This is a genomic window from Paracoccus yeei ATCC BAA-599 (assembly GCF_000622145.1).
In the GTDB taxonomy this organism is placed as follows: Bacteria; Pseudomonadota; Alphaproteobacteria; order Rhodobacterales; family Rhodobacteraceae; genus Paracoccus; species Paracoccus yeei.
This window is the reverse complement of sequence record NZ_JHWH01000002.1, coordinates 203,591-230,088: the sequence shown is the minus strand read 5'-3', so window position 1 is coordinate 230,088 and position 26,498 is coordinate 203,591. Positions and strand designations below refer to the sequence as shown.

The following is a 26,498-nucleotide window of genomic DNA, read 5'->3' as shown; positions in this document are numbered from 1 at the left end:
ATTGCACCCGCGCCCCGTGACCGCTATCACCGCTGCGCGACACGCATGAAGGGGGCCCGCCATGTCACATTCCGCCGAACCGATGCCGATGACCGCGCGCCGCTCGGGCCCGCTTTCGGGCACGGCCAATGTGCCGGGCGACAAGTCGATCAGCCACCGCGCGCTGATCCTGGGGGCGCTCTCGGTGGGCGAGACCCATATCACTGGCCTGCTGGAGGGCCAGGACGTGCTGGACACGGCGAAGGCGATGCAGGCCTTCGGCGCAACGGTCGAGCGGCTGGGCACCGGCGAATGGAAGGTCAACGGCGTCGGCGTCGGCGGCTTTGCCGAGCCCGAGGGCGTGATCGACTGTGGCAATTCGGGAACCGGTGTGCGCCTGATCATGGGCGCCATGGCGACGACGCCGATCTCTGCCACCTTCACCGGCGACGCCAGCCTCTCGCGCCGCCCGATGGGCCGGGTCACCGATCCGCTGGAACTGTTCGGCGCCGAAATCACCGCGCGCGAAGGCAAGCGCCTGCCGGTGACGATCCGGGGCGCCGCCGATCCCGTGCCGGTCCGCTACAAGACGCCGGTCGCCAGCGCGCAGATCAAGTCGGCGGTGCTGCTGGCCGGGCTGAACGCGCCGGGTGAAACCGTAGTGATCGAATCCGAGCCGACGCGCGACCATACCGAGCGGATGCTGGCGGGGTTCGGCGCCACCATCACGACCGAGGTGACCGAGGAGGGCCGCGTCATCACCCTGGCGGGTCGGCCCGAATTGAAACCCCAGCCGGTTGCCGTGCCGCGCGATCCCTCCAGCGCCGCCTTTCCCGTGGCGGCGGCGCTGATCGTGCCGGGATCGGAAATCCGCGTGCCCGGCGTCAGCCGCAACCCGACCCGCGACGGGCTTTATGTCACGCTGCTGGAAATGGGCGCCGACATCACCTTCGAAAACCCGCGCGAGGAGGGGGGCGAGCCGGTCGCCGACCTGCTGGTGCGCCATTCCGCGCTGACGGGCGTGACCGTGCCCGCTGAACGCGCCGCCAGCATGATCGACGAATTCCCGATCCTCTCGGTCGTCGCCTGCTTTGCCCAAGGGGCGACAGTGATGCAGGGCGTCCATGAGCTGCGGGTCAAGGAAAGCGACCGGATTGACGCGATGGCCGTGGGGCTGCGCGCGAACGGCGCGGTGGTCGACGACACCCCCGACACCATGACCGTCCACGGCCAGGGCGGCCTGCCGGGCGGAGCATCCTGCGCCACCCACCTTGACCACCGGATCGCGATGTCCTTCCTGGTGGGGGGGCTCGCCTCGGACCAGGCGATCGCGGTGGATGACGGCAGCCCGATCGCCACCTCGTTCCCCGACTTCCTGCCGCTGATGCAGGGACTGGGCGCGGTCCTCGACTGAAGACTTGCGCCGGGGTCCGCACCCCGGCGCTTTCACCGTTTCCCAAATACCCATCAGCGACGGCTGCAACCGCGGCGGCTTCAGCCCGTCCTGCCCGCTTCGGGATAGCCAAGCAATGTCAGCGCCTCGCGGATCTCATCCAGGACGGCCGGGTCCTCGATGGTGGCGGGGGTCTTGAAGGGTTCGGCGTCGGCGATCTTGCCCATGGTCGCGCGCAGGATCTTGCCCGAGCGGGTCTTGGGCAGGCGGTTCACGACACAGGCGGACTTGAACGCGGCGACCGGGCCGATGCGGTCGCGGACCAGGGCCACCACGTCGCGCACGATCTGGTCGTGCGGCGTCTCGACTCCGGCCTTCAGGCACAGAAAGCCCAGCGGCGCCTGCCCCTTGAGCCTGTCCGAAACGCCGATCACCGCGCATTCGGCGACGGCGGGATGGCTGGCCAGCACCTCCTCCATCGCGCCGGTGGACAGGCGGTGGCCGGCGACGTTGATGACGTCATCGGTGCGGGCCATGATATAGAGATAACCGTCCTCGTCGACATAGCCCGCGTCGCCGGTTTCGTAATGGCCGGGGAAATGCTCGAGATAGCTCTTGCGGAACCGGTCCTCGGCGTTCCACAGCGTCGGCAGGGTGCCGGGCGGCAGCGGCAGCCGGATCGCGATGGCGCCCAGGGTGCCGGGCGGGACCGGATTGCCGCCCTCGTCCAGGACCTGCACGTCATAGCCCGGCATTGGTACCGAGGGGCTGCCGGGCTTGGTCGGCAGCACCTCGATCCCGATGGGATTGGCCGCGATGGCCCAGCCGGTCTCGGTCTGCCACCAGTGGTCGACCACCGGCACGCCCAGGTGCTTTTGCGCCCATTCCACGGTGTCGGGATCGGCGCGCTCGCCGGCCAGGAACAGCGCCTGCAGGTCGTGCAGCTTGTAGCGCTTGATCCATTCGCCATTCGGATCCTCGCGCCGGATGGCGCGCAGCGCGGTGGGCGCGGTGAAGAAGCTTTTGATCCGGTTGTTCTGGATCGTGCGCCAGAAGACGCCGGGGTGGGGCGTGCCCACGGGCTTGCCCTCGAACACCACGGTGGTCGCGCCGGCGATCAGCGGACCATAGCAGATATAGCTGTGGCCCACGACCCAGCCCACGTCGGACGCCGCCCAGAACCGGTCGCCGGCGCCGATGTTGTAGATGTTCGTCATCGACCACTGCAGCGCGACCAGATGGCCGGCGGTGTGGCGCACCACCCCCTTGGGCTGGCCGGTCGTGCCCGAGGTGTAAAGGATATAGGCCGGATGGTTGCCCTCGACCGGGACGCAATCGGCGGGCTTCACGCCGTATTGAAAGCCGTGCCAGGCAAAGTCGCGGCCTTCGACCAGCTTGGCGACCTCTTCCTCGCGCTGGAAGATGACGCAGAACTCGGGCTTGTGGGTGGCCTGGTCGATGGCGGCGTCCAGCAGGGGCTTGTAATGCACCACCCGGTTCGGTTCCAGCCCGCAGGAGGCCGCGATGATCGCCTTGGGCTGGCAATCGTCGATCCTGACGGCGAGTTCATGCGCCGCGAAGCCGCCGAACACGACCGAGTGGATGGCGCCCAGCCGCGCGCAGGCCAGCATCGCCTCGAGCGCTTCGGGAATCATCGGCATGTAGATGATGACGCGGTCGCCCTTTTCCACGCCGCGCATGCGCAGCGCCCCGGCCAAGGTGGCGACGCGCTTTTGCAACTGGGCATAGGTGATGCCCTTGGTCGACAGCGTGACCGGGCTTTCGTGCATGATCGCGACCTGGTTGCCGCGCCCGGCCAGGACATGGCGATCCACCGCGTTCCAGCAGGCGTTCACCATCCCGTCCGAAAACCATTCGTAGATCGGCGCGCGGTCGTCGAACAGCGCCTTCGACGGCTTTTCCACCCAGTCGATGGCCTCGGCGGCCTGCATCCAGAACCGCTCCGGATCGGCCTGCCAGTCGGCGTAAACCTCGCGATAGCCCATGTGTCCCTCCCCCGTCAGACAGGACGATCTAGGGCCGGGCAGGGCGATCCCGCAAGGATGTTAGCGGCAACCCAGGTCAGGATTATGCAGAAGGTTCCAGGCCTTGGGTCGGAGTTTTGCAAACAGGCGCCGCTTTGGCGACAGCCGCCAAGGCCGGATGCTGCTTTTGCAAAATGGAATGCTGCGGCGCGGCGGCAGGCCCCGCCGCGCCATGGCCGATTCGTCAGCCGTAGTGCCCGACCGGGGTGCCGGCCAGCACGCTCATGTTCAAAAGGCCCCGTGTGGTGATCGAGGGCGTCACGATATGCGCCTTGTTCCCCATCCCCATCAGGATCGGCCCGACCTCGAGCCCGTTCGCCTTGAGCTTCAGCGCGTTCCTGACGCCCGAGGCGGCGTCGGTTCCGCCGAAGATCAGGACGTTGGCGGCGCCCTCAAGCCGGCTGTGCGGCATCAGGCGTTCGCGGACCGCAGGGTCCAGCGCGGCATCGACGTGCATCTCGCCCTCGAAGGTGAAATCGACCTCGCGCGCTTTCAGGATGGCCATGGCCTCGCGCATCCGCTTGCCGGAGTCGGTATCGAGGTTGCCGAACTGCGAATGGCAGCACAGCGCGATCTTGGGCGCCAGGCCGAAGCGGCGGACATGGCGGGCGGCGCCGCAGGTGATCTCGGCGATCTGTTCGGGCGAGGGCACATGGTTCACCTGCGTGTCGGCGATGAACAGCGGCCCGTCCTCGAGGATCATCAGCGACAGCGCGCCCTGCGGCCGCAGCCCGTCGCGCGCCAGCACCTGGTTGATATAGTTCAGGTGCCAGGAATACTGGCCGAAGGTGCCGCAGATCAGGCTGTCGGCCTCGTCCCGATGAACCATCACGGCGCCGATGGCGGTGGTGTTGGTGCGCATGATCGCGCGCGCCACCTCGGGCGTCACGCCGCGCCGGGCCATCAGTTCGTGATAGGTGCCCCAGTAATCGCGATAGCGGGGGTCGTTTTCGGGGTTCACGATCTCGAAGTCGCGGCCGGGGCGGATCGGCAGGCCGGCGCGTTCGGCGCGCATCTCGATGACCTCGGGGCGGCCGATCAGGATCGGCGCATCGGTCGTTTCCTCAAGCATGGCGTTGGCCGCGCGCAGCACGCGTTCGTCCTCGCCCTCGGCGAAGACGATGCGGCGCTTGACCGTCGCCGCCGCTTCGAACACCGGGCGCATGATCAGGGCCGAGCGGAAGACCGAGCCGTCCAGCTTGCGCTTGTAGGCGTTGATATCCTCGAGCGGCCGGGTCGCGACGCCGGTTTCCATCGCGGCCTTGGCGACGGCGGTCGAGACCACGCCGATCAACCGGGGGTCGAAGGGCTTCGGGATCAGGTAGTCGGCGCCAAAGGTCAGCGTCTCGCCCCGATAGGCCATCGCCGCCTCGGCGCTGGTGGTGGCGCGGGCCAGCGCCGCGATCCCCTCGATGCAGGCCAGCTGCATCTCGTCGTTGATCGTGGTCGCGCCCACGTCCAGCGCGCCGCGGAAGATGAAGGGAAAGCACAGCACGTTGTTGACCTGGTTCGGATAGTCCGACCGGCCGGTGGCGATGATCGCGTCGGGCGCGACGGCGCGCACGTCCTCGGGCAGGATCTCGGGCGTGGGGTTCGCCAGGGCAAAGATGATCGGGCGCGGGGCCATCTTCGCGACCATCTCGGGCGTCAGCACGCCCGGACCGGACAGGCCCAGGAACAGGTCGGCGCCCGCGATCACCTGATCCAGGCTGCGCAGGTCGGTCGTCTGGGCGTATTCCGCCTTTTGCGGGGTCATCTGTTCGGTGCGGCCTTCGTAGACGAGGCCCGCGATGTCGCAAAGCCAGACGTTCTCGCGTTTCACGCCCAGCTTCAGCAGCATGTTCAGGCAGGCAATGCCGGCCGCGCCGCCGCCGGTCGAGACGACCTTGATCTGGTCGAACCGCTTGCCCGCGATGTGCAGCGCGTTGGTGGCCGCCGCGCCGACCACGATGGCGGTGCCGTGCTGGTCGTCGTGAAAGACCGGGATGTTCATCCGCTCGCGGCAGATCTTTTCGACGATGAAGCAGTCGGGGGCCTTGATGTCCTCAAGGTTGATGGCGCCAAAGCTGGGTTCCAGCGCGCAGACGATCTCGGCCAGCTTTTCGGGGTCGGGCTGGTCCAGTTCGATGTCGAAGCAGTCGATATTGGCGAATTTCTTGAAGAGCACCGCCTTGCCCTCCATCACCGGCTTGCTGGCCAGCGCGCCGATGTTGCCCAGGCCCAGGACGGCGGTGCCGTTCGAGACGACCGCCACCAGGTTCCCGCGCGCGGTATAGCGGGCGGCGGTCGCGGGATCGGCCTTGATTTCCAGGCAGGCCTCGGCGACGCCGGGGGAATAGGCGCGGCTCAGGTCGCGGCCGTTCGCAAGCGGTTTCGTGGCCCGCACCTCAAGCTTACCGGGGCGCGGAAATTCGTGATAATCCAGCGCCGCCTGCCGTGCGCTATCCTGCCTGCGTTCTTCCATCTGCCGACCTCCTCATAGATGGTTCAGCGTTAAACTAATTTTTCGACGGGGAACAGGGGCCTCGTTTCCGTCGGCGGACTTGCATCACCGGGGTGGGCCGGCGATGATGCGACGGCAGGGTAACAGCGGGGCGAAGGTCTGGCCAATGACGCTTCTGGATGCGGCGCGCGCGGTGCGGGAACGGGCCTATGTGCCCTATTCGAAATTCAAGGTGGGGGCGGCGGTGCGCGGGGCGTCCGGGGCCATCTATCACGGCTGCAACGTGGAAAACGTGGCCTATCCCGAAGGCACCTGCGCCGAGGCCGGAGCCATCGCCCTGATGGTCGCCAGCGGCGAGACCGAGCTGGTCGAGGTCGCGGTGATCGCCGACAGCCCCAGCCCCGTGCCCCCCTGCGGCGGCTGCCGGCAGAAACTGGCCGAATTCGGCCGCTCCGACACGCCGGTCCTGCTGGCGACGACCGCCGGCGCGACGCTGGCCACCACCATCGGCGAATTGCTGCCCGGTCGGTTTCAGGTCGCGCATATGTCGGGTCTGGAATGACGCCAGCCGATCCGCGCCCGGTGATCGCTGCCGTGCGGGACGGGCGGGGGCTGGACCCCGCCGACGCTGCCTTGGTCGCGCGAGGCCTGGCGCAGGGCGGGATGAGCGACGCGCAGGCCGGCGCCTTTGCCATGGCGGTGCTGCTGCGCGGCCTGGACGGTGCCGGGCGGCTGGCCCTGACTCTGGCCATGCGCGATTCCGGCCGGGTGCTGCGCTGGGACCTGCCGGGGCCGGTGCTGGACAAGCATTCCACCGGCGGCATCGGCGATACGGTCAGCCTGATCCTGGCGCCGGTGCTGGCGGCCTGCGGCGCCTATGTGCCGATGATCTCGGGGCGGGGCCTGGGTCACACGGGCGGCACGCTCGACAAGCTCGAGGCGATCCCCGGCTTTCGCTGCGACCTGCCCGAGGATGCGCTCCGTCGCGTCGTCGCGGATGCGGGCTGCGCCATCGTGGGCGCGGGCCCCGACCTGGCCCCGGCCGATGCCCGGCTGTACGCGGTCCGCGACGAAAGCGCGACGGTGGGCTCGGTCGATCTGATCGTGGCCTCGATCCTGTCGAAGAAGCTGGCGGCGGGGCTGGACGGGCTGGTCCTGGACGTCAAGCAGGGCAGCGGCGCCTTTCTGCGCAGCCCCGGTGCGGCGCGCGCCCTGGCCCAGGCGCTGGTCGATACCGCGACCGCCGCGGGCTGTCCCGCCCGGGCGCTGGTCACGGACATGGACCAGCCGCTGGCCCGCGCCGCCGGCAATGCATTGGAACTGCGCCAGGCGATTACCGCCCTGCGGGGCGGGTCGGGCGCGCTGCGCGACCTGTCGCTGGCCCTGTCGGACGCCTGCCTGTCCCTTGCGGGCCTGTCGGGCGCGGCCGAGGCGCTGGCCTCGGGCCATGCCGCCGAACGGTTCGCCCGCATGGTCGCGGCACAGGGCGGGCCCGCGGACCTGCTGGAGAACCCGGACCGCCACCTGCCGCCCGCGCCGGTGATCCGTCCCGTCCCCGCGCAGGGCCGCGTTGCCGCCATCGACACCGAGGCCCTGGGTCACGCCGTCGTCGCCCTGGGTGGCGGCCGGCTGCGCGCGGGCGACCGGATCGACCCGCGCGTGGGCCTCTCCGACCTGCTGCGCATCGGCGAGGAGGCGGGTGACGGCCGCCCGCTGGCCCGTGTCCATGCCGCGTCCGAGGCTGCGGCCGAGGCTGCCGTCGCGACCGTTCAGGTCGCCTATCTGCTGGGCGACGGACCCGCCGCCGGTCCCCTGGTCCAAAGCGAGGTCGCGCCCCGATGAATCCTGCAGAGTGCCGTGCCTTCCTGATCGTGATGGATTCCGTCGGCATCGGCGGCGCGCCCGATGCCGACCATTATTCCAACGCGGGCCTGCCCGACACGGGCGCGAACACGCTGGCCCATATCGCCGCCGCCCGGCCGCTCGCCATGCCGAACCTGGACGCCCTGGGCCTGGGCGCTGCGATCCGATTGGCCAGCGGGGCTGATGCGCCGGGCCTTGGCGTCGCGCCGCAGGGCCTGTGGGGCGTCGCGACCGAGGTGTCGCGCGGCAAGGACACGCCCTCGGGGCATTGGGAAATCGCGGGCGTGCCGGTGCCCTGGGACTGGCACTACTTTCCCGACACGCGCCCCAGCTTTCCCCCCGACTTGTCCGCCGCCATTGCCCGCGCGGCGGGGACCGGGGGCATCCTGGGCGACGAACACGCCTCGGGGACCGAGATCATCGAGCGGCTGGGGGCCGAGCATCTGCGGACCGGCTGGCCGATCTGCTACACCTCGCAGGATTCCGTGCTGCAGATCGCCGCGCATGAGGACGCCTTTGGGCTGGAGCGGCTTTACCGCCTGTGCCGGGACGTGGCGGCGCTGGTCCATCCGATGCGGGTGGGCCGCGTCATCGCCCGCCCCTTCGTCGGGACGGCGGGGGATTTCCGCCGCACGCCGAACCGCCGCGACTATGCCATCGCGCCGCCCGGAACGACGATCCTGGATGCGGCGCAGGCGGCGGGGCGCGCCACCCATGCCATCGGCAAGATCGGCGACATCTTTTCCCATCGCGGCATCGACCATCTGCACAAGGGCAAGTCGGACGCGGACTTGGCCGGGCATCTGATCCGCCTGGCCGACGAGGCCGAGCCCGGCAGCCTGACATTCGCCAATTTCGTGGAATTCGACAGCCTCTATGGCCATCGCCGCGACATCGCGGGCTATGCGGCGGCGCTGGAATGGTTCGATGGCGTGGCCGGCCAGGTCATGGCCCGGCTGCGGCCCGGCGATCTGGCGATCTTCACCGCCGACCACGGCAACGACCCCAGCTGGCGCGGCACCGACCACACCCGCGAACGCGTGCCGGTGCTGGGCTGGGGCTATGGCCTGCGCCCCGTCGGACTGGTCGGCTTTGCCGATATCGGCGCCTCGGTCGCCGCCCATCTTGGCCTGCCCCCCCTTGGTCCCGGAGTGTCCTTCCTGTGAAATCCCTGAAGAAGGTCGAGCTTCACCTGCATATCGAAGGCGCGGCGCCCCCCGCCTTCGTCCGCGGCCTGGCGGCGGAAAAGGGCCATGACCTGTCCGGGGTCTTCGACCATCGCGGCCAATACCGGCTGCGCCGGTTCAAGGATTTCCTCAAGGTCTACGATGCCGTCTCCGGCGTCATGGAAACCCCCGCCGACTATGCCCGGCTGCTGTCGGCCGTGCTGTCGGAATGCGGCGAACAGGGCGTGGTCTATGCCGAGCTTTTCGTCTCGCCCGAGTTCTGCGGCGGTGGCGACCTGTCCGCCTGGCGCGATTATCTGGGCGCGATGGAGGAGGTCGCCCGAACCTATGCCCTGTCGGGCGTCGAAAGCCGCGCCATCCTGACCTGCATCCGCCACCTTGGCCCCGACCGCGCCAAAAGGACGGCGATCTGCGCGGCCGAAACCGGCGGCGGCTGGGTCGCGGGCCTGGGCCTTGCGGGGGCCGAGGACGTGGGCGAGGCGCGCGACTATGCCTGGGCCTTTGATTGCGCACGCGAGGCGCAACTGGGCCTGACCGCCCATGCCGGCGAATTCTGCGGACCCGACAGCATCCGCGGCGCGCTGGAACTGGGCGTCAGCCGCATCAGCCACGGCATCCGTGCCGTCGAGGACCCGGCACTGGTGCGCTATCTGGCCGACAAGGGCGTGACGCTCGAGGTCTGCCCGGGCTCGAACATCGCGTTGCAGGTGGTGCGGGACTGGCAGACCCATCCCATCGCCCGGCTGGCGGACGCAGGCGTGCGCGTCACCGTCTCGACCGACGATCCGCCGTTCTTCCAGACCAGCCTGTCGCGGGAATATGACCGGCTTGCCGAAACCTTCGGCTGGGGCGAAAGCGAATTCCGGCAGATGAACCTTTGGGCCGTCGAGGCCGCTTTCTGCGACGAAGACACCCGGACCCGCCTGAAACAGGAGCTTGCATGACATCCCCCGACCCCCGCCACCTGACCGTCGTCGATCATCCCCTGGTCCAGCACAAGCTGACGCTGATGCGCGACAAGACCACCTCGACCGCCAGCTTCCGGCGCCTGCTGCGCGAAATCAGCCTGCTTCTGGCCTATGAGGTCACGCGCGAGCTGGAGATGACCACGATCACCGTCGAAACGCCGCTGACGACCATGCAGGCTCCGACGCTCGAGGGGAAAAAGCTGGCGCTGATCTCGATCCTGCGGGCCGGGAACGGGCTGATGGACGGCATCCTGGAACTGATCCCGGCGGCACGGGTGGGCTTCGTGGGCCTTTACCGCGACCCCGAGACGCTGCAGCCCGTGCAGTATTACTGCAAGGTTCCCAAGGAACTGGACGCGCGCATGACCATCGTGGTCGACCCGATGCTGGCCACCGGCAACTCCTCGGTCGCGGCCATCGACCTGCTCAAACGCGAAGGCGCGCGCAACCTGCGTTTCCTGTGCCTGCTGGCCGCGCCCGAAGGGGTCCGGCGGATGCGCGATGCCCATCCCGATGTGCCCATCGTCACCGCCGCGCTGGACGAGCGGCTGGACGACCACGGCTATATCGTGCCCGGCCTGGGCGATGCGGGGGACCGGATGTTCGGGACGCGTTAACGGCTTGTTCAGGCCGCTGCCCTATCAAGAACCGCGCAAGGCGATTCTGGGGGCTTTATGCGGGCGTTGCTGCTTTGGCTGGTTTTCTGGGTGGTCGCGCCGGCCGCCGCCGTCGCGCTGGACCAGGGTCCGGCCGAGCCGCCTCCGGCGGATTTCACCGGGCGGCAGTATATCGACAGCAGGGGGTGCGTCTTTCTGCGCGATGCCGAAGGCACCTGGACCGCGCGGCGGGCCCGCGACGGAACTGCGGTCTGCGGCTATCCTCCGACGCTGTCGGCGCGGGGGGCGGGCGGTCGGCCCCGGCTGCGCGCGCTCGACCCCGATGCGGGCAAGAGCCGTGCGCAACTGCTTGAGGAAAGGCTGGCCCGGGTCGTGACCGGGAACCTGCAGGCGGGCGAGCTGGCCAGCGACCCGCGCCCACTGGAAACGCTGCCCGACATGGGCCCCGAACCCGCGCCAGTGGCCCCCCTTGATGCCCTGAAATCGGCGCTGCACGCCGCCCCTATGGTGCGCGAGGAGATGAGCCGGGACATCGAGCCGAACCGCCGCCTGTGCCGGCTGCTGGGCTATGACGACGAACCTGCCCCGCAGAAAGAGGGGCTGGGCCACGATCCGACGCAGGGGTATTGCGGGGCGCTGCCGGCCTCGGACCTGTCGCGGCTGGCCTTTGCCCGCCCGGTCGGAGAGATTGCCGACCCCACCGCCACCGCTACCGCCGCCGGGACCGAGCCCGCGACCACCCCGCAGCCGCCCGTATCCCCCGTGGAAGCCAAGCGTGCCGACCTGCCGCCCGGATCGCCCACCGCGCGGGCGGCCGCCGCCGAAAAGCCGGCACCCGGACCGCGGGTTGCCGCGAAGCCGGGCCGCCGGCCCGCCCCCCCCGCCAAGGCGCAGGGGGCCGAGATGATCCCGGCGACCGCGCGTTACGTTCAGCTTGGCCGTTTCCCCGACCCCGCCCAGGCCGAGCGGGCCGCCCGGCGCGCCGCGGCCTTGGGCTATCCCGTCCTGCGCGGCACGGGGCGCGACAGCGCCACGCTGCTTGCCGGCCCCTTCGACACCCGCGAGGCCATCGTCCGCGCCCTGAACCGGCTGCGCCGGGCAGGCTTTGGCACGGCAGCGGCGCGCTAGGGTCGCGTCGCCATCGTGCGCCCGCGCCGTTTCGCCCGAGCGCATCAAGCGATTCCCGCGCCGGGGCATCGGCCTATTGATCGCAGATTTCCTGCAGGGCGATCCAGTCGCGGTCGCCCAGCACCGGCTTCGGCTCGGCGGTGCGGAAGGGGTCGGCCTCGATCAGGCCCAGGACCGCCTCTCCGGTCGGGTCCAGCGAGCGGGCATAGGGTTCGCTGGAGACGGAGGCGCGGGCGAAATAACCCAGCAGGGCCTCGTCGTCCGGACGCGGGGGCGGATCGGCCAGCAGCCGCGCGCCATAGCCCGACAGCGCGGCGGCGGGCAAGGTGCCCTTGGTCAGCAGGTGAAAGGTTGCGCGCGCCCCGGCATAGCGCAGGGCCTGCAGCAGCGGGTCCTGCGCATTGGCGGCCGCCTGGGCGGCCAGGATATGGCCGGCCGCGACCTCGGGCGTGACCTGGCCCTCGATCAGGTCCTCGCCGATGACGGTAACCGGGCCGGGCAGGCGGCGGGCGCCGCGCAGGGTCGCGGGCAGGATCGCGATGTCGGCGTCCGGACCGATCAGCCGCGCGGCCAGCTTGTGGCGGACCATGTCGCCCGCCGGGCGCGAACAGGCGCTGCCGGTCACCTTCTCGATGTCGGACAGGATCAGGCGCCCGATCTCGGCCCGCTGGGCGGGCGGCGCCACGTCGGCGGCATGGCGCACCAGCGCAGGCGGAACCCAGAACACCCCGGCCAGCACCATCGCCGCCGCCGCCGTCAGCATCAGAACGTTCCGCAGGCGCCCCGAGGGGGGCTTGCTCGCCTCGATCGCGCGGTGGACCTTGTCTATGGCCGAGATCATCAGCTCGTCCTCGACCTCCAGCCATTCCACATCCATCTCGCCCGGAGCATAGCGGGCGGGGTGGTCGCCGGGGTTCAGACGGGTGACGGCGGGCAGCGACCAATGCGCCAGCGGCGTATCGGTGCGCGGATCGCTCAGGATCAGCGTCGCATCCCCGAACGACACGATGACGTCGCGCAATGGGACATCCGGCCCGTCCTGCCACAGCCCCGTCGCCTCGAGTCGCTGATATTGCTCAAGCGCCGTCATCCTTGCGCCGCGTTCCCCCGCTGCCCGGACCCGCGCGCCGGCCGGGAAAGCCCGCCCCGCAAAGGGAGTGCCGCAGCCGAGCGTCCGTCCCGCCCTTCACTTTGAAAAAGACCGATCTTTGCCAGCTTGTCCAGTGCCGAACGCGTCCGGCACCGGGCAGAGCGCATGGGCCGTCAGGCGGTTTCCGGCACCGCCATGCCGCGTTCGCGCGCCAGGTCGCGGATGCGGTTCTGCAGCTTTTCAAAGGCCCGGACCTCGATCTGGCGGATCCGCTCGCGCGAGACGTTGTAGCGCGCGGACAGATCCTCCAGCGTCATCGGATCGTCGCGCAGGCGGCGCTCCATCAGGATGTCCTTTTCGCGGTCGTTCAGCACATCCATCGCCGCCATCAGCATCTCGCGGCGGGCCGACAGTTCGTCAGCCTCGGCAAAGGCCTCTGCCTGGTTGGCGCTGTCGTCCTCAAGCCAGTCCTGCCATTGCGCGGTCGATTCCCCGTCGCCCGAGCCCACCGTCGCGTTCAGCGAGGCATCGCCTCCCGACAGGCGGCGGTTCATGTCGATGACTTCCTGCTCGCTGACGTTCAGGTCGTTGGCGATCTGGGCGACGTTCTCGGGGCGCAGGTCGCCTTCCTCAAGCGCGCCCAGCTTGGATTTCGCCTTGCGCAGGTTGAAGAACAGCTTCTTCTGCGCGCTGGTTGTGCCCATCTTGACCAGCGACCAGGACCGCAGGATGTATTCCTGGATCGAGGCGCGGATCCACCACATCGCATAGGTCGCAAGCCGGAATCCGCGTTCCGGGTCAAAGCGCTTGACCGCCTGCATCAGGCCGACGTTCGCCTCGGAGATCACCTCGGCCTGGGGCAGGCCATAGCCGCGATAGCCCATGGCGATCTTGGCGGCCAGCCGCAGGTGGCTGGTCACGAGCTTCTGCGCCGCCTCGGGGTCCTGGTGGTCGGCCCAGGCCTTGGCCAGCATGTATTCCTCCTCTGGTTCCAGAAGAGGGAACTTGCGGATTTCCTGCAAGTAGCGGTTAAGGCCCTGTTCCGGGCTGGGGGCCGGAAGATTTTCGTAGCTTGCCATGATGTCTAACCCTGTCCCGCGCCTTGGGGGGTGTTCGAAAACGCGATCATCGCGCCGATGGTTCCGGGATGGAAGCCCCACCCCGCAACCGGGCCACCAGCGTGGCCATATCAGGGGGCAGGGGACTGGAAAAGGCCAGGCGCTCGCCGCTGACCGGATGCAGAAAGCCCAGTTCGGCGGCATGGAGCGCCTGGCGGGGAAAGGCTGCGATGGCTGCCGCCGCATCCGCCCCCAGCGCACGGAGCGAGGGCTTGCGGTTCCCGCCATAGGTCGGATCGCCCAGCAGCCCCAGCCCGGCATGGGCCATATGGACCCGGATCTGATGCGTGCGGCCGGTTTCCAGACGGCATTCGACCAGCATCGCCTGGGGCGGGGTGCCGAAGCTTTCCAGCATCCGCGCCCGCGTGACCGCATGGCGCCCGCGTTCGAAGCTGACGGCCTGGCGCTGGCGGTCGGTCGGGTGGCGGCCCAGCAGGGTGGCGATGCGCAGCGTGCCGCCCGGCTCGAAGCCCAGGCCGGGCAGGCCGCGCAGCCGCTGGTCGGCCGGGTCGATCACCCCATGCGCCAGCGCCAGATAGCGGCGATGCGCGGAGTGGTCGGCGAACTGGCGCGCCAGCCCCTGATGCGCGCGGTCGGTCTTGGCCACGACCAGCAGGCCCGACGTGTCCTTGTCGATGCGGTGCACGATGCCCGGCCGGGCCGCGCCGCCGATCCCCGACAGGCTGTCGGCGCAGTGCGCCAGCAGCGCGTTCACCAGCGTCCCCGAGGGCGCGCCGGGGGCGGGGTGGACGACCATGCCGGCGGGCTTGTCGACGACGATCAGGTCCGCGTCCTCATAGGCGATGGACAGCGGAATCGCCTCGGGCAGGGTTTCCAGCGTCTCGGGCGGGCCGATATGCACGCTGTAGGCGCCGGGCAAGGCGCGGGCCTTGCCGTCGGCGACGGGGCCGGCGGGGCCGGTGACCGCGCCATCGGCGATCAGCCGCGCCAGGCGCGAGCGCGACAGGGCCGCGTCCTCTGGCGCCAGGGCGGCAAGCGCCTTATCAAGCCGGTCGGACAGGCCTTCGGGAATATGGATAAGGATTTCAGGCATGGCGCGCGATGATAAGGCCGAAGCGGAGGTTGCGGAAGCGCTGCCGATGCTGCGCTGGCTGCGGATTCTGGTCACCGCGCTGGCCGTGGTGATGGGCCTGGGGATCATGGCCATCGTGGCGTTGCTGTGGCTGCGCCTGTCCACGCCCGTGCTGCCGGACCTGCCCGAAGCCATCACGCTGCCGGCGGGGGCCGCGCCCGCCGCCGTCACCTTCGCCCGCGACTGGATCGTGGTCGTGACCGAGGCGGGCGAGGTGCTGCTTTACGACCGCCAGGGCCAGCTGCGCGACAGGGTGGCGCCCTGACGGGGTCAGGCGCCGGGCTGGGCGGTGCCCTTCAGCGCCTCGATCTCGGCGCGCAGCTCGGCGTTTTCGGCCCGGGCCTTGATCGCCATCTCGCGCACCGCCTCGAATTCCTCGCGGGTGACGAAGTCGCGCTCGGCCAGCCAGCGGTCGATCCAGCTGTTGAAGGCGGTCTGCGCCTCGTCCTTGGCGCCCTGCGCCACGCCCATGGCATTGGTCATCAATTTCGAGAGATCGTCGAAGAAACGGTTGTTCGCGTTCATGGCGGGCCTTTCGGTTTCGGGTCCCGCCCTATATGGCCCTTGGGGCGCGGCGGTTCAATTGCCGACGGACCCCGCGCAGCCCCGGCCGGCACCCGCGAAACGAGGACCCCATGATCCCCTTCCCCCAGATTTCGCCCGAGATTTTCACCATCCATCTGTTCGGCCTGTCGTTTTCGCTGCGCTGGTATGCGCTGGCCTATCTGGTCGGGCTGATCGTCGGCTGGCGCATCATCGTGGGGCTGATGCGCCGCCCCGCGCTGTGGGGCGGGCGCACGCCGATGCGCCCCGAACAGGCCGAGGAACTGCTGACCTGGGTCGTCCTGGGCGTCGTCCTGGGCGGGCGGCTGGGCTTCGTGCTGTTCTATGAACCGGGCTATTACCTGGCCAATCCGGGCCAGATCCTGAAGCTGTGGCAGGGCGGCATGTCCTTTCACGGCGGCTTTCTGGGGGTCGTGGTCGCGGCCTGGATCTATTGCCGGCGCCATGGCGTGCCGGCGCTGGGACTGGCCGACGCGCTGGCGGTGGCCACGCCCATCGGGCTGGGGCTGGGCCGGGTGGCGAACTTCATCAACGCCGAGCTTTGGGGCCGTCCGACCGACCTGCCCTGGGGCGTGGTCTTTCCTGGCGAGGCGGCGCAGGATTGTCCCGGCGTTTCAGGGCTTTGCGCCCGCCACCCGAGCCAGCTCTACGAGGCGGGGCTGGAGGGCGTGGTGCTGGCCGCCGTCCTGTTCCTTCTGGTCCGGGGGGGCGCGCTGCGCCGGCCGGGGCTGGTGCTGGGCGTGTTCCTGGCGGGCTATGGCCTGTCGCGCTTTGTCGTCGAGTTCTTTCGCCAGGCCGACGCGCAGTTCATCACCGCGGGCAATCCGCTGGGCCATGTGATCGGCGGGCCGGTCTGGGGGCTCAGCATGGGCCAGCTTCTGTCCTTGCCCATGATCCTGATCGGATTGGGTTTCGTGCTGATGGCGCGGCGTCGCGCCGCCGTCGCATGACGCCCCTGGCGCGTCTGATCGCGGCGCGGATCCGGCTGTCGGGACCGCTGCGGCTGGACGAATACATGCGGCTGTGCCTGCTGCATCCCGAGCACGGCTATTACGCGACGCGCGATCCTTTCGGGGCGGCGGGCGACTTTACCACGGCGCCGGAAATCAGCCAGATGTTCGGGGAAATGCTGGGGCTGGCGCTGGCCCAGGCCTGGCTGGACCAAGGCCGGCCGGCACCCTTCACGCTGGCCGAGATCGGGCCGGGCCGGGGCACGCTGATGGCCGATGTCCTGCGCGCGATCCGCGTGGTGCCGGGCATGCGCGAAGCGGCCGAGGTGGTGCTGATCGAGGCCTCGCCCCATCTGCGCGGCGTCCAGCGCGACCGTCTGGGTCCGGTCACGCACTTGGAAAGTGCTTCAGATATTCCTGACAATCCGTTGTTTATGATAGCAAATGAGTTCTTCGACGCGCTTCCGATCCGGCAGGTCCAGCGCACGAAGGAAGGCTGGGCCGAGCGTATCGTGGCGCTGGACCCGCAGGGCCGCCTGGCGCTGGGCCTTGCCGCGCCCCAGCCGGGCCCAAACGCGCCCTTGGGCGAAGTGCGCGAGACCTGCCCCGAGGCGCTGCCCATCGTTGCGGAGATCGCGGGCCGGATCGCGGCGCATGGCGGCTGCGCGATCCTGCTGGATTACGGCACCTGGGACGGGCGCGGAGACACCTTTCAGGCGCTGCGCCGCCACCGCCCCGAAGGCGTTCTGGACAATCCCGGAGAGGCGGATCTGACGGCGCATGTCGATTTCAAGCCCTTGGCTTTGGCGGGGCAGGCGGCGGGCGCCCGGGTTTCGCGCATGATAGCACAGGGCGAATGGCTGTTGCGCCTTGGCATCGGGCAGCGGGCCGCGCGGCTAGCGGGCGCGGGCGACGCGGGCGCGATGGCCGCGCTTCATCGCTTGACCGCGCCCGAGGAAATGGGTCAGTTGTTCAAAGTTCTGGCGTTCTGGGCGCCCCAAGCCCCGGTGCCGCCCGGTTTCGAAGCTTTGGAGCCCAATGCAGACCGCGCTTGAAATCCTGACCCATCCGCTGCTGGCGCCGGTGCGCCACGGCTTTTTCACGCGGCGGGGCGGCGCCTCGTCCGGGCTGTTTTCCGGGCTGAACTGCGGCTTCGGCTCCAGCGATCAGGGCGAGATCGTCGCGATCAACCGGGGCCGGGTCGCCGACGCCATCGGCGTGCCGCATGACCGGCTGGCGACCGTCCACCAGACCCATTCGGCCGAGGTCGCCGTCCTGAAGGACGCGGCCCAAGCCCTTGATCTGGCGAAAGTTCGCGCCGATGCCATCGTCACCGACCAGCCGGGGGTCGCGCTGGCCGTGCTGACCGCCGATTGCCAGCCGATCCTGCTGGCGGATGCCGAGGCGGGCGTCATCGGTGCGGTGCATGCGGGCTGGCGCGGCGCGCTGTCGGGGGTGATCGAGGCGGCGGTGGGCGCCATGACGGACCTGGGCGCCACCCGCATCCGCGCGGTCATCGGTCCCTGCATCAGCCAGCGTGCCTATGAGGTCGGCGAGGAGTTCATGGATGAGGTCCTGGCCGAAGATCCTGATTACCAGAGGTTTTTCTCGGGCGGGCCGAACGGGAGGCCGATGTTCGACCTGCCGGGCTTCGGCCTGTCGCGGCTGCGCGACGCGGGCGTCGAGGCCGAGTGGACGCGGCATTGCACCTATTCCGACCCCGACTGCTTCTATTCCTATCGCCGCAGCACGCATCTGCACGAAGTCGATTACGGGCGGCTGATTTCCGTCATCGCGTTGTGACGGCTGCCGGGGCCGGGCGCGGTTCGGCAAGGGCTTGGTTTTGCTGAAAAACGGGCTGTGACCGGCGTACACCGTGCGTACACCGGGCGTGCACCGGACGGCGTCCGTCAGGTGCGCGCGCCCCAGACGCCCAGGTGCTGGCGGCACCAGGCAAAGCAGGCCGCGTTGGCGTCGCCCCGGCCGCGGCCCGACAGGACAAAGTCCAGCAGCGCGTCGCGGCGGGCATTGCGCTGTTCGGGCGGGTGCAGGCCGTCGGCGTTCAGCCAGATCCTGACCCCGTTCGCGGCCAGGCAGCCCGACAGCCAGGGATCGTCCACCGTCCACAACAGGTCGGGAATGTCGAAGGCGCGTTCGGGCAGGAAATCGGGCCGCAGCAGCGCGCCACCATAGCCTTTGAACACGTCGACATGGCCCGATCTGGTCCAGGGCAACGGCCGCCACCGGCCCAGCGACAGCGCGCGGCGCAGCCGATAGCGCCAGTCCTTGCGCCGGGGCGTGGCGCGGGGCAAGGGGGTGGCGTTGTGGTCGGGGACAAAGCGGCCGGCCTCGGCGATCACGCAGTTGGGGTGGGCGCGGCGCGCGGCCAGGAAACGCGCGGTCCATTCGCGGTCGTAAAGCCGGTCGTCGTCGCAGAGCAGCAGCTCGACCGGCTGCCCGGCCAAGTCGCGCACCGCCGGCAGGATCTTGGTCGCCGGGCCGAAGTCCTGGTCGCAGCGGTGGATCGCGACGCCGGCCGGCACCTGCGGCAGCGTTCCGTCCCAGTCAGGAAAGCGGCGATAGGCGCGCGGGATGTAAAGCCGCACCTGGTCGGGCGCCACCCTTTGGCGCAGGATCGAGGTCAGTGTCGGGCCAAGCCCGGAAAAACGCGGCGGGATCGAGGATAGCGTGACGATAAGCGGCAAGGAAACCAACCACAGGGAAAGACAAGGTAACGCGCACTAGCACGTGCTGGCTGACGGTTGGCTGACAAAGTGGGAGGCGTCACCCCAACGCCGCCGCCCGATCCTCGACGACGGTGAACGGCACGCCCGGCTCGTCCTTGGCGCAGCGGATGACCAGGGACGTCTTGACCGAGGCCACGTTCGGGGCGGCGGTCAGGCTTTCGGTCAGGAAGCGCTGGAAGCTTGGCAGGTCGGGGGCCACGCATTTCAGGATGAAGTCGATCTCGCCGTTCAGCATGTGGCATTCGCGGACCAGGGGCCAGCCGCGGGCCAGCGCCTCGAAGGCGGAAAGGTCGCGTTCGGACTGGCTGAGCAGGCGGACCATGGCAAAGACCTGCACCTCGAACCCCAGCTCGCGGGCGTCGATCTCGGCGTGGTAGCCGCGGATGTAGCCCGCCTCCTCGAGCGCGCGGACGCGGCGCAGGCAGGGCGGCGCCGAGATGCCGACGCGGCGCGCCAGTTCGACATTCGTCATCCGGCCATCCGCCTGCAGTTCCGCAAGGATCTTACGGTCGATGTCGTCCAGTCGATTGCCGCTCATTCATTCCTCTGGGGCCCTTCTGGGCCGAAAACCTTGCCGGACGCTATCTTGCCGGGCCTGTTTGCGCAATATTCTTTCCGCCCGCGCCGCGGATGCGGGGTGGATTGCATGAACGGGCGGGGGTGATTACCTAGGGCCCGCAACGAAAAAGGTCCAGATCCATGTCGCATGTGCCCGCCGAAATCGCCGACGCCGTCCTGCCCGCCCACACCCGGCTTTTGATCGTGGGCTCGGGGCCGGCCGGCTACACCGCCGCCGTCTATGCCGCGCGCGCCATGCTGGAGCCGGTGCTGATCCAGGGGATGCAGCCGGGCGGCCAGCTGACCATCACCACCGAGGTCGAGAACTGGCCGGGCGAGACGCAGGTGCAGGGCCCCGACCTGATGGTGCGGATGGAGGCCCATGCCAAGGCCATGGGGGCGCGCATCTTCGTCGACACGGTGGTGCGGCTGGACCTGAAGGCGCGGCCCTTCGTGGCCGAGCTCGACTCGGGCGCGCGGGTGACGGCGGATGCGGTGATCCTGGCGACCGGCGCGCAGGCCCGCTGGCTGGGGCTTGAGAGCGAGGAGAAGTTCAAGGGCTTCGGCGTCTCGGCCTGCGCGACCTGCGACGGGTTCTTCTATCGCGGGCGCGAGGTCGTGGTGCTGGGCGGCGGCAACACGGCCGTCGAGGAGGCGCTGTTCCTGACCAATTTCGCCAGCAAGGTGACGCTGATCCACCGCCGCGACAGCCTGCGGGCCGAGAAGATCCTGCAGGAGCGGCTGTTCCGGCATCCGAAGGTCGAGGTGCTGTGGAACCACCAGCTGGCCGAGGTCGAGGGCACGACCGCGCCCCTGGGCGTGACCGGCGTCCGGGTGCGGCATGTCGCCACGGGCGAGGAGCGGGTGGTTCCGGCGGACGGGGTCTTTGTCGCGATCGGCCATGCCCCGGCCTCGGAACTGGTGCGGGACCAGCTGGAGCTGCACAACGGCGGCTATGTGAAGGTCGAGCCGGGCAGCACGCGGACCTCGATTCCCGGCGTGTTCGCGGCGGGCGACCTGACCGACCACATCTATCGCCAGGCGGTCACCAGCGCGGGCATGGGCTGCATGGCGGCGCTGGATGCCGAGCGCTGGCTTGCCGAACATGCGATGGCGGGGGCGCCGAACCCAGAAGGGGCGGAAATTCCCGCTTGATGGGGGCGGGCGGGGATTTCGTTCCCTGCCGGACCGCCGCCGGGGAAAGCTGAACCGGGGCTGCCGGGACGGGCCGAAAGGCAGTTCCGGCCAACCCCCGGCAAGGCATGGCCGAAATGGGACAGAACCGGCAAAATTCACCGAACCTTCTGTTGAAACCCCAATCGCGCCCGGCTAAGGGGCAGCCCATGACCGGGCCGAAGCGCCCGCATGTATTGCGAACGAAGGGGGCCGCGCCCCTTCCCCAATGTCGAGTGAGCCGATGACCTTGCCGAACCTCGCCCCGATCCCGGAACTTTACGTCAGCGCCGAATCCGCGCAGAAGCTGAAGGCCGAGGCCGGCAACATGCTGTCCTGGGATCTGACCCCGCGCCAGATCTGCGACCTGGAGCTGCTGATGAACGGCGGCTTTCATCCGCTGAAGGGCTTCCTGACCCAGGCCGATTACGAAGGCGTCCTGGACAACATGCACCTGACCAGCGGCGCGCTGTGGCCGATGCCGATCAACCTGGACGTCAGCCAAGACTTCGCCGACAAGATCGAGCCGGGCCAGGACATCGCGCTGCGCGACCAGGAAGGCGTCATCCTGGCGATCCTGTCGGTCACCGACAAGTGGACCCCGAACAAGAGCCTTGAGGCCGAAAAGGTGTTCGGCGCCGACGACCTGGCGCATCCGTCCGTGAACTACCTGCACAACGTGGCGGGCCCGGTCTATCTGGGCGGTCCGGTGACCGGCATCCAGCCGCCGACGCATTACGATTTCCGCGGCCGCCGCGACACCCCGAACGAGCTGCGGGCCTATTTCCGCAAGCTGGGCTGGCGCCGCATCGTCGCGTTCCAGACCCGCAACCCGCTGCACCGCGCCCACCAGGAGCTGACCTTCCGCGCCGCGCGCGAAGCCCAGGCCAACCTGCTGATCCACCCGGTCGTCGGCATGACCAAGCCGGGCGACGTGGACCATTTCACCCGCGTGCGCTGCTATGAGGCGGTGCTGGACAAGTATCCGGCGGCGACCACCCACCTGTCGCTGCTGAACCTGGCGATGCGCATGGGCGGCCCGCGCGAGGCGGTCTGGCACGGCATCATCCGCCGCAACCACGGCCTGACCCACATGATCGTCGGCCGCGACCACGCCGGCCCCGGCAAGAACTCGCAAGGGCAGGACTTCTACGGTCCCTACGAGGCGCAGGAGCTGTTCCGCAAGCACCAGGACGAGATCGGCGTCGAAATGGTCGATTTCAAGCAGATGGTCTATGTCCAGGAGCGCGCGCAATACGAGCCCGCCGACGAGATCGAGGAGGGCGTGACCGTCCTGAACATCTCGGGCACCGAACTGCGCCGCCGCCTGCGCGAAGGGCTGGAAATCCCCGAGTGGTTCAGCTTCCCCGAGGTGGTCGAGCAGCTGCGCCGCACCTCGCCGCCGCGGGGCAAGCAGGGCTTCACGGTGTTCTTCACCGGGCTGTCGGGCTCGGGCAAGTCGACCATCGCCAACGCGCTGATGGTCAAGCTGATGGAACTGGGCGGGCGTCCGGTCACGCTGCTGGACGGCGACGTGGTGCGCAAGCACCTGTCCTCGGAGCTGGGCTTCAGCAAAGAGCACCGCGACATCAACATCAAGCGCATCGGCTATGTCGCGTCCGAGATCACCAAGAACGGCGGCATCGCGATCTGCGCCCCCATCGCGCCCTATACCGCGACGCGGCGCGCGGTGCGCGAGATGGTCGAGGCCGGCGGCGCCTTCATCGAGGTGCATGTCGCGACCAGCCTTGAGGAATGCGAGCGGCGCGACCGCAAGGGCCTCTACAAGCTGGCCCGCGAAGGCAAGATCAAGGAGTTCACCGGCATCTCGGACCCCTACGAGGAACCCGCGAACCCCGAACTGCGCATCCAGACCGAGGGCTATGACGTCGATCACGCCGCCCATCAGGTGCTGCTGAAGCTGGAGCAGATGGGCCTGATCGGCCTGCAGTGATCGCTGGGGTGTGAACGGCGGGGGCCGCTCGGGCGTTGACCGGGGCGGCCCCCTTTCTTATCGCGGACCGCGAGCCATGAGGTGACTGGGATGACCGAGCCTGTTCTGATCCTGACCATGAAATGGGGCACGCTCTACGGGGCCGAGGACGTGAACCGGCTGCATGCGCAGGTCCGCCGCCATCTGGCGCGGCCGCACCGCTTCGTCTGCTTCACCGACGACCCCGCCGGGCTGGATCCGGGGGTCGAGGCGATGCCGCTGCCGGAACTGGGCCTGCCCGAGGGCAGCACGGACACGCGCTGGCGCAAGCTTGCGCTGTTTCGCGCCGACCTGGGCGGGTTTGCAGGCGCGACGGCGCTGTTTCTGGACCTGGACCTGGTGGTGGTGGACGACCTGGGCCCGTTCTTCGACCTGCCGGGGGACTATTTCATTATCCGCGACGACGATCTGTTCCGCGCCAAGCCGCTGCGCCGCGTCAATCCGGCGCGCGACCGTTTCCTGCATTCGGTCGGCAACAGCTCGGTCTTTCGCTATGTTGTTGGCGCGCATGCCTACATTCTGGATGCTTATCTGGCCGACCCGAAGGCCGCGACCACGACGTACGAGATCAGCCAGCAGTTTCAAAGCGCGCAACTGGCCGCCCATGGCCATCTGCATTATTGGCCCAAGGGCTGGTGCGTCAGCTTCAAGAATGATTGCGTGCCCTATAACCTGCTGAGCTATTTCAAGGACCCAAGCCTGCCCGAGGGGGCCAAGATCGTGCTGTTCGCCGGCGCGCCGAAGATGGAGGATGTCTTTTCCGGGCGCGGCAGCACGTGGTATCGCCGGATCGGCAAGATCGACTGGCTGCGCCGGGCCTGGCAGGGATGATCTCGGATGCATTCCGGGCCTGGAAGCAGGCGCGCCGCGTCCGTGGCGCCGAGGCCGAGATCCTCGCCCGCAGCGGCACGCCCCGTCCGCATGGTTTGACGACGCCGCTGGTCATCAGCCTGACCAGCCATCCGCCGCGCTTTGCCCGGCTGCATCTGGTGCTGCGCTCGCTTCTTGCGCAAAGCGTGGCCGCCGACCGGGTGGTCTTGTGGTTGGATGACGGCGATGACGCGCGTTTGCCGGCCGAGGTGACCAACCTGCCCGTCGAGGTGCGGGTCTGTCCGGCCTGGCGCAGCTACAAGAAGATCGTGCCGGCGGTGCTGGCCTTTCCCGATGCCCATATCGTCACCGCCGATGACGACGTCTATTACGGACCCGACTGGCTGGCCGGGCTGGTGGCGCGTGCCGGCGCGGGCGTGGTGGCGCATCGGGCGCATCTGGTTGCGCTGCGGGACGGCCGCCCATCGGCCTATGGCGACTGGCAGCGCAACCTGACGCAGCCGCAGGCCGGGCCGCTGGTGTTCCCGACCGGCGTGGGCGGCGTGCTTTACGCGCCCGATGTGTTCCATTCCGATGTGACCGATGCCCGACTGTTCCAGGCGCTGGCGCCTTCGGCTGACGATGTCTGGCTTTACTGGATGCACCGGCTGTGTGGTTCGCGGCCGGAAAAGATCGGCCATCGCTTTCGCATCGTGGAATGGCCGGGCACGCAGGGACAGAACCTGCGAAGCACCAATCTGGCGGGCGACGGCAACGACCGTGCGGTCGCGGCAATGCTGGGACATTACGGCTGGCCCACAGGCTGACCGTGGTCCGCGCGCTTGAGGGCGAGCGCAGTCGCATTGATCCGTCTTCGTGCGCGGGACCTGGAACGAAAAAGCCGCGCAGCCGTCCTGACGGCGCGCGGCTTGCAGCTTGTCCGACCGGGGCGTCACAGGCCCTGGGACTGCACCTCGCGGCTTTCGCGCGAAACGGCGGTGCCGGCGGCCTGCATGTCGCGGCCGGCCCCCTGGACGGTCTCGCAGGCGGCCAGCGCCATGAGGGCAAGGATGGGCGACAGCTTCAGGATACGGTTCATCGTCAAGCTCCTGGTTTGGGTTGCCGGAACAACGTCTTGCCGGCCCTCGGGTTCCGGGCCGGGCTTAGGCTTTCGTTAAGGATTTGGCGCCATGCTGGGGCCATGCAGATCCTAAGCCTGATTCCCCTGTTGCTGCTTTGCGCCTGCGCCTTTCCGGCGCCGGGCTTCATTGGCGCCGTGCGCCACGATGTCACGCTGGACGGCATCCGCTTTGCCGTCTTTCACAAGGGCGCCGAGGCCGAGGTGATCCGCCTGGGCTATCTGTCGCGGGCCGCGCGCGCGCCGGTGCCGGAACTGATGATGCAGGCGGCAGCCCAGGCCACCGGCTGCCGCCCCGTCCCTGGCAGCCTGGTCACGCGCATTCCCGGCGACACCGGAGAGGCGCGGGTGACGCTGCGCTGCTGAGGATTTCTCGGGCCGTCCCGCCGCAGGTCAGCCCAGGAAATCGGCCACTGCGTCCGCCACCTCGGCCGGGCGGTCGGCGTGCAGCCAGTGCCCTGCGCCGGCCATGAACCGGATCCTGGCCTGCGGGAAGAAGGCGCGGATCGCCTCGACCTGCGGCTCGCGGCAATAGGTCGACTGCGCGCCGGCCAGGAACAGGGCGGGACCGTCGAAGCGGGCGCGCGGCGCCTCAGGCCAGCCGACCAGCAGGGGCATCTGGTCGCGCAGCGCGGGCAGGTTCAGCTTCCAGCGCGGGGGATCGGATTTCAGGTCCAGAGATTGCAGCAGGAAGGCGCGCACGCCGGGTTCGGCGACCTGCCGGGCCAGCCGGGCGTCGGCTTCCGAACGCAGGCGCAGGCCGCTCAGGTCCAGCGCCTCCATCGCGTCGATCAGGTCGGTCTGGCTGTGGTCGTAGCCATAGGGGGCGATGTCCAGGACGACCAGCCGACGCACCAGCGCTGGATGGGTCAGCGCCAGCATCATCGCGGCCTTGCCGCCCATCGAATGGCCCAGGACATCCGCCTGACCGCCCTGCGCCTCGATCATCTCGGCAAGGTCGCGGGCCAGGGCCGGGTAGGAGTGGTCTGGGTCCTGGGGGCTGTCGCCGTGGTTGCGCATGTCGACCGAGACCACGCGCCGCGTCGCCGCCAGCCTGCGGGCCAGCCCGCCCAGGTTCTTGCCCGATCCGAACAGCCCATGCGCCAGCAGCACCGGGGGCTGGTCCGAAGTCTCGCCCATCGTCGTCATGTTCAGCATCATGGCGCGACCCTAGCGCCACTGGCGAATGGGCGCCAGAGGGGGTAGGTTCAAAGTCGAAGGGGGACAGGCATGGGCATCGACGAGATCCGGCCGAAGGCCGACGAGGTGGCAAGCCTGATGGCGGCGCGCTTTGGCGGGCTCAAGCGCGGCCAGCAGGCCGATCTGGACAGCATGATGCGCAAGCGCGGCGGCGCCCTGCCGCGCCGGCTGCGGCGCGAGGCCCGGTTCATGGCCGAGGCCGACCGGCTGGCCGGCCATCCGCGCCTGGCCCGTCAGGTCGACCGGACCCGCTATGACCGCGCGCACCGGGCGCTGACCGCCTATCTGCGCCCGCTGGGGCAGGGCGCGCGGCTGCGCGGCCGCGCCGCGGGCATCGCAGCCAGCATCGTGATGGGGCTGATGCTGCTGGGCGCGCTGGTGGTCTGGCTGATGACCGCGCGCGGGCTGTTGCCGGGATAGGAAGCAGCGCCCGTACTGGCG

At 69.3% G+C, this 26,498-nt stretch carries 27 protein-coding genes; 17 read left to right on the top strand and 10 right to left on the bottom strand.

Annotated features, from left to right (window positions below):
- Positions 1-61: 61 nt before the first annotated feature.
- Positions 62-1,393 (top strand): 3-phosphoshikimate 1-carboxyvinyltransferase, encoded by a 1,332-nt coding sequence (gene aroA / locus BU28_RS0103315; RefSeq protein WP_028718187.1) that lies wholly within the window; start codon positions 62-64, stop codon positions 1,391-1,393.
- A gap of 80 nt (positions 1,394-1,473) precedes the next feature.
- Here the strand turns inward: aroA and BU28_RS0103310 are convergent, their stop codons facing one another.
- On the bottom strand, positions 1,474-3,378 hold the full coding sequence (locus tag BU28_RS0103310; RefSeq protein ID WP_028718186.1) for a propionyl-CoA synthetase: 1,905 nt from the start codon (positions 3,376-3,378) through the stop codon (positions 1,474-1,476).
- Between the two features lie 223 nt (positions 3,379-3,601).
- The gene (locus BU28_RS0103305) at positions 3,602-5,881 is read right to left on the bottom strand and encodes an NADP-dependent malic enzyme (RefSeq protein WP_028718185.1); all 2,280 of its coding nucleotides are present in this window, start codon (positions 5,879-5,881) and stop codon (positions 3,602-3,604) included.
- Positions 5,882-6,026: 145 nt separating this feature from the next.
- Here BU28_RS0103305 and BU28_RS0103300 point away from each other — a divergent pair, with 145 nt between their 5' ends.
- The 6 genes from BU28_RS0103300 to BU28_RS0103275 are packed head-to-tail and all read left to right on the top strand — an operon-like array spanning position 6,027 to position 11,623.
- Positions 6,027-6,422 carry a cytidine deaminase gene (locus tag BU28_RS0103300; protein WP_028718184.1) on the top strand — a complete coding sequence of 132 codons (396 nt, stop codon included), beginning with the start codon at positions 6,027-6,029 and terminating at the stop codon, positions 6,420-6,422.
- The gene (locus tag BU28_RS0103295) at positions 6,419-7,702 is read left to right on the top strand and encodes a thymidine phosphorylase (RefSeq protein ID WP_028718183.1); all 1,284 of its coding nucleotides are present in this window, start codon (positions 6,419-6,421) and stop codon (positions 7,700-7,702) included. The genes BU28_RS0103300 and BU28_RS0103295 overlap by 4 nt, the downstream gene beginning before the upstream one ends.
- Complete coding sequence (locus tag BU28_RS0103290) at positions 7,699-8,889, top strand: phosphopentomutase (RefSeq protein ID WP_028718182.1); 1,191 nt, start codon at positions 7,699-7,701, stop codon at positions 8,887-8,889. The genes BU28_RS0103295 and BU28_RS0103290 overlap by 4 nt, the downstream gene beginning before the upstream one ends.
- Complete coding sequence (locus BU28_RS0103285; protein WP_028718181.1) at positions 8,886-9,854, top strand: adenosine deaminase; 969 nt, start codon at positions 8,886-8,888, stop codon at positions 9,852-9,854. Before BU28_RS0103290 ends, BU28_RS0103285 begins: the two co-directional genes overlap by 4 nt.
- Positions 9,851-10,495: a uracil phosphoribosyltransferase gene (upp, locus tag BU28_RS0103280; RefSeq protein WP_028718180.1), complete on the top strand. Its 645-nt coding sequence runs from the start codon at positions 9,851-9,853 to the stop codon at positions 10,493-10,495. Before BU28_RS0103285 ends, upp begins: the two co-directional genes overlap by 4 nt.
- Before the next feature lie 57 nt (positions 10,496-10,552).
- Positions 10,553-11,623 carry an SPOR domain-containing protein gene (locus BU28_RS0103275; RefSeq protein WP_028718179.1) on the top strand — a complete coding sequence of 357 codons (1,071 nt, stop codon included), beginning with the start codon at positions 10,553-10,555 and terminating at the stop codon, positions 11,621-11,623.
- Positions 11,624-11,696: 73 nt separating this feature from the next.
- Here BU28_RS0103275 and BU28_RS0103270 read toward each other — a convergent pair whose 3' ends face one another.
- From BU28_RS0103270 to BU28_RS0103260, 3 genes are all read right to left on the bottom strand, one after another.
- Positions 11,697-12,713 (bottom strand): hypothetical protein, encoded by a 1,017-nt coding sequence (locus tag BU28_RS0103270; RefSeq protein WP_028718178.1) that lies wholly within the window; start codon positions 12,711-12,713, stop codon positions 11,697-11,699.
- Positions 12,714-12,886: 173 nt separating this feature from the next.
- Entirely contained in the window at positions 12,887-13,792 is a 906-nt protein-coding gene (rpoH, locus tag BU28_RS0103265; RefSeq protein WP_028718177.1) for an RNA polymerase sigma factor RpoH, read from the bottom strand.
- A gap of 46 nt (positions 13,793-13,838) precedes the next feature.
- Complete coding sequence (locus BU28_RS0103260; protein ID WP_028718176.1) at positions 13,839-14,885, bottom strand: RluA family pseudouridine synthase; 1,047 nt, start codon at positions 14,883-14,885, stop codon at positions 13,839-13,841.
- On the opposite strand from BU28_RS0103260, the gene BU28_RS0103255 reads away from it, so the two are divergent.
- Positions 14,884-15,189 carry a DUF6476 family protein gene (locus BU28_RS0103255; protein WP_223850370.1) on the top strand — a complete coding sequence of 102 codons (306 nt, stop codon included), beginning with the start codon at positions 14,884-14,886 and terminating at the stop codon, positions 15,187-15,189. The genes BU28_RS0103260 and BU28_RS0103255 overlap by 2 nt on opposite strands.
- Before the next feature lie 5 nt (positions 15,190-15,194).
- On the opposite strand, the gene BU28_RS0103250 is transcribed toward BU28_RS0103255, so the two are convergent.
- Entirely contained in the window at positions 15,195-15,449 is a 255-nt protein-coding gene (locus tag BU28_RS0103250; protein ID WP_028718174.1) for an accessory factor UbiK family protein, read from the bottom strand.
- Positions 15,450-15,559: 110 nt separating this feature from the next.
- On the opposite strand from BU28_RS0103250, the gene lgt reads away from it, so the two are divergent.
- From lgt to pgeF, 3 genes are read left to right on the top strand one after another with little or no spacing between them, the layout of a single operon-like run.
- On the top strand, positions 15,560-16,438 hold the full coding sequence (gene lgt / locus BU28_RS0103245; protein WP_028718173.1) for a prolipoprotein diacylglyceryl transferase: 879 nt from the start codon (positions 15,560-15,562) through the stop codon (positions 16,436-16,438).
- On the top strand, positions 16,435-17,493 hold the full coding sequence (locus tag BU28_RS0103240) for a class I SAM-dependent methyltransferase (RefSeq protein WP_028718172.1): 1,059 nt from the start codon (positions 16,435-16,437) through the stop codon (positions 17,491-17,493). Before lgt ends, BU28_RS0103240 begins: the two co-directional genes overlap by 4 nt.
- Positions 17,477-18,241: a peptidoglycan editing factor PgeF gene (pgeF, locus tag BU28_RS0103235; RefSeq protein WP_028718171.1), complete on the top strand. Its 765-nt coding sequence runs from the start codon at positions 17,477-17,479 to the stop codon at positions 18,239-18,241. Before BU28_RS0103240 ends, pgeF begins: the two co-directional genes overlap by 17 nt.
- A 107-nt stretch (positions 18,242-18,348) precedes the next feature.
- Here the strand turns inward: pgeF and BU28_RS0103230 are convergent, their stop codons facing one another.
- Positions 18,349-19,143: a hypothetical protein gene (locus BU28_RS0103230; RefSeq protein WP_051577714.1), complete on the bottom strand. Its 795-nt coding sequence runs from the start codon at positions 19,141-19,143 to the stop codon at positions 18,349-18,351.
- Positions 19,144-19,222: 79 nt separating this feature from the next.
- Entirely contained in the window at positions 19,223-19,723 is a 501-nt protein-coding gene (locus BU28_RS0103225; protein ID WP_028718169.1) for an Lrp/AsnC family transcriptional regulator, read from the bottom strand.
- A gap of 161 nt (positions 19,724-19,884) precedes the next feature.
- Between BU28_RS0103225 and trxB the strand changes: the two genes are divergently transcribed.
- The 4 genes from trxB to BU28_RS0103205 all read left to right on the top strand — a co-directional run bounded on the left by trxB (position 19,885) and on the right by BU28_RS0103205 (position 24,546).
- A complete protein-coding gene (gene trxB, locus BU28_RS0103220) occupies positions 19,885-20,898 on the top strand; it encodes a thioredoxin-disulfide reductase (RefSeq protein WP_028718168.1) in 1,014 nt (337 codons plus the stop codon).
- Positions 20,899-21,160: 262 nt separating this feature from the next.
- Positions 21,161-22,870 carry a bifunctional sulfate adenylyltransferase/adenylylsulfate kinase gene (locus tag BU28_RS0103215; protein WP_028718167.1) on the top strand — a complete coding sequence of 570 codons (1,710 nt, stop codon included), beginning with the start codon at positions 21,161-21,163 and terminating at the stop codon, positions 22,868-22,870.
- Between the two features lie 90 nt (positions 22,871-22,960).
- Positions 22,961-23,740, top strand: a complete 780-nt coding sequence (locus BU28_RS0103210) for a hypothetical protein (RefSeq protein ID WP_028718166.1) — start codon at positions 22,961-22,963, stop codon at positions 23,738-23,740.
- The gene (locus BU28_RS0103205; protein WP_028718165.1) at positions 23,737-24,546 is read left to right on the top strand and encodes a glycosyltransferase family 2 protein; all 810 of its coding nucleotides are present in this window, start codon (positions 23,737-23,739) and stop codon (positions 24,544-24,546) included. The genes BU28_RS0103210 and BU28_RS0103205 overlap by 4 nt, the downstream gene beginning before the upstream one ends.
- 125 nt (positions 24,547-24,671) lie before the next feature.
- Here BU28_RS0103205 and BU28_RS0103200 read toward each other — a convergent pair whose 3' ends face one another.
- The gene (locus tag BU28_RS0103200; RefSeq protein ID WP_028718164.1) at positions 24,672-24,818 is read right to left on the bottom strand and encodes an entericidin A/B family lipoprotein; all 147 of its coding nucleotides are present in this window, start codon (positions 24,816-24,818) and stop codon (positions 24,672-24,674) included.
- A 102-nt stretch (positions 24,819-24,920) separates the two neighbouring features.
- On the opposite strand from BU28_RS0103200, the gene BU28_RS0103195 reads away from it, so the two are divergent.
- A complete protein-coding gene (locus BU28_RS0103195) occupies positions 24,921-25,223 on the top strand; it encodes a hypothetical protein (protein ID WP_036761825.1) in 303 nt (100 codons plus the stop codon).
- Between the two features lie 27 nt (positions 25,224-25,250).
- Here BU28_RS0103195 and BU28_RS0103190 read toward each other — a convergent pair whose 3' ends face one another.
- Positions 25,251-26,015 carry an alpha/beta fold hydrolase gene (locus tag BU28_RS0103190; protein WP_036761905.1) on the bottom strand — a complete coding sequence of 255 codons (765 nt, stop codon included), beginning with the start codon at positions 26,013-26,015 and terminating at the stop codon, positions 25,251-25,253.
- 72 nt (positions 26,016-26,087) lie between these two features.
- Between BU28_RS0103190 and BU28_RS0103185 the strand changes: the two genes are divergently transcribed.
- The gene (locus BU28_RS0103185; protein WP_028718161.1) at positions 26,088-26,477 is read left to right on the top strand and encodes a hypothetical protein; all 390 of its coding nucleotides are present in this window, start codon (positions 26,088-26,090) and stop codon (positions 26,475-26,477) included.
- Positions 26,478-26,498: the final 21 nt, after the last annotated feature.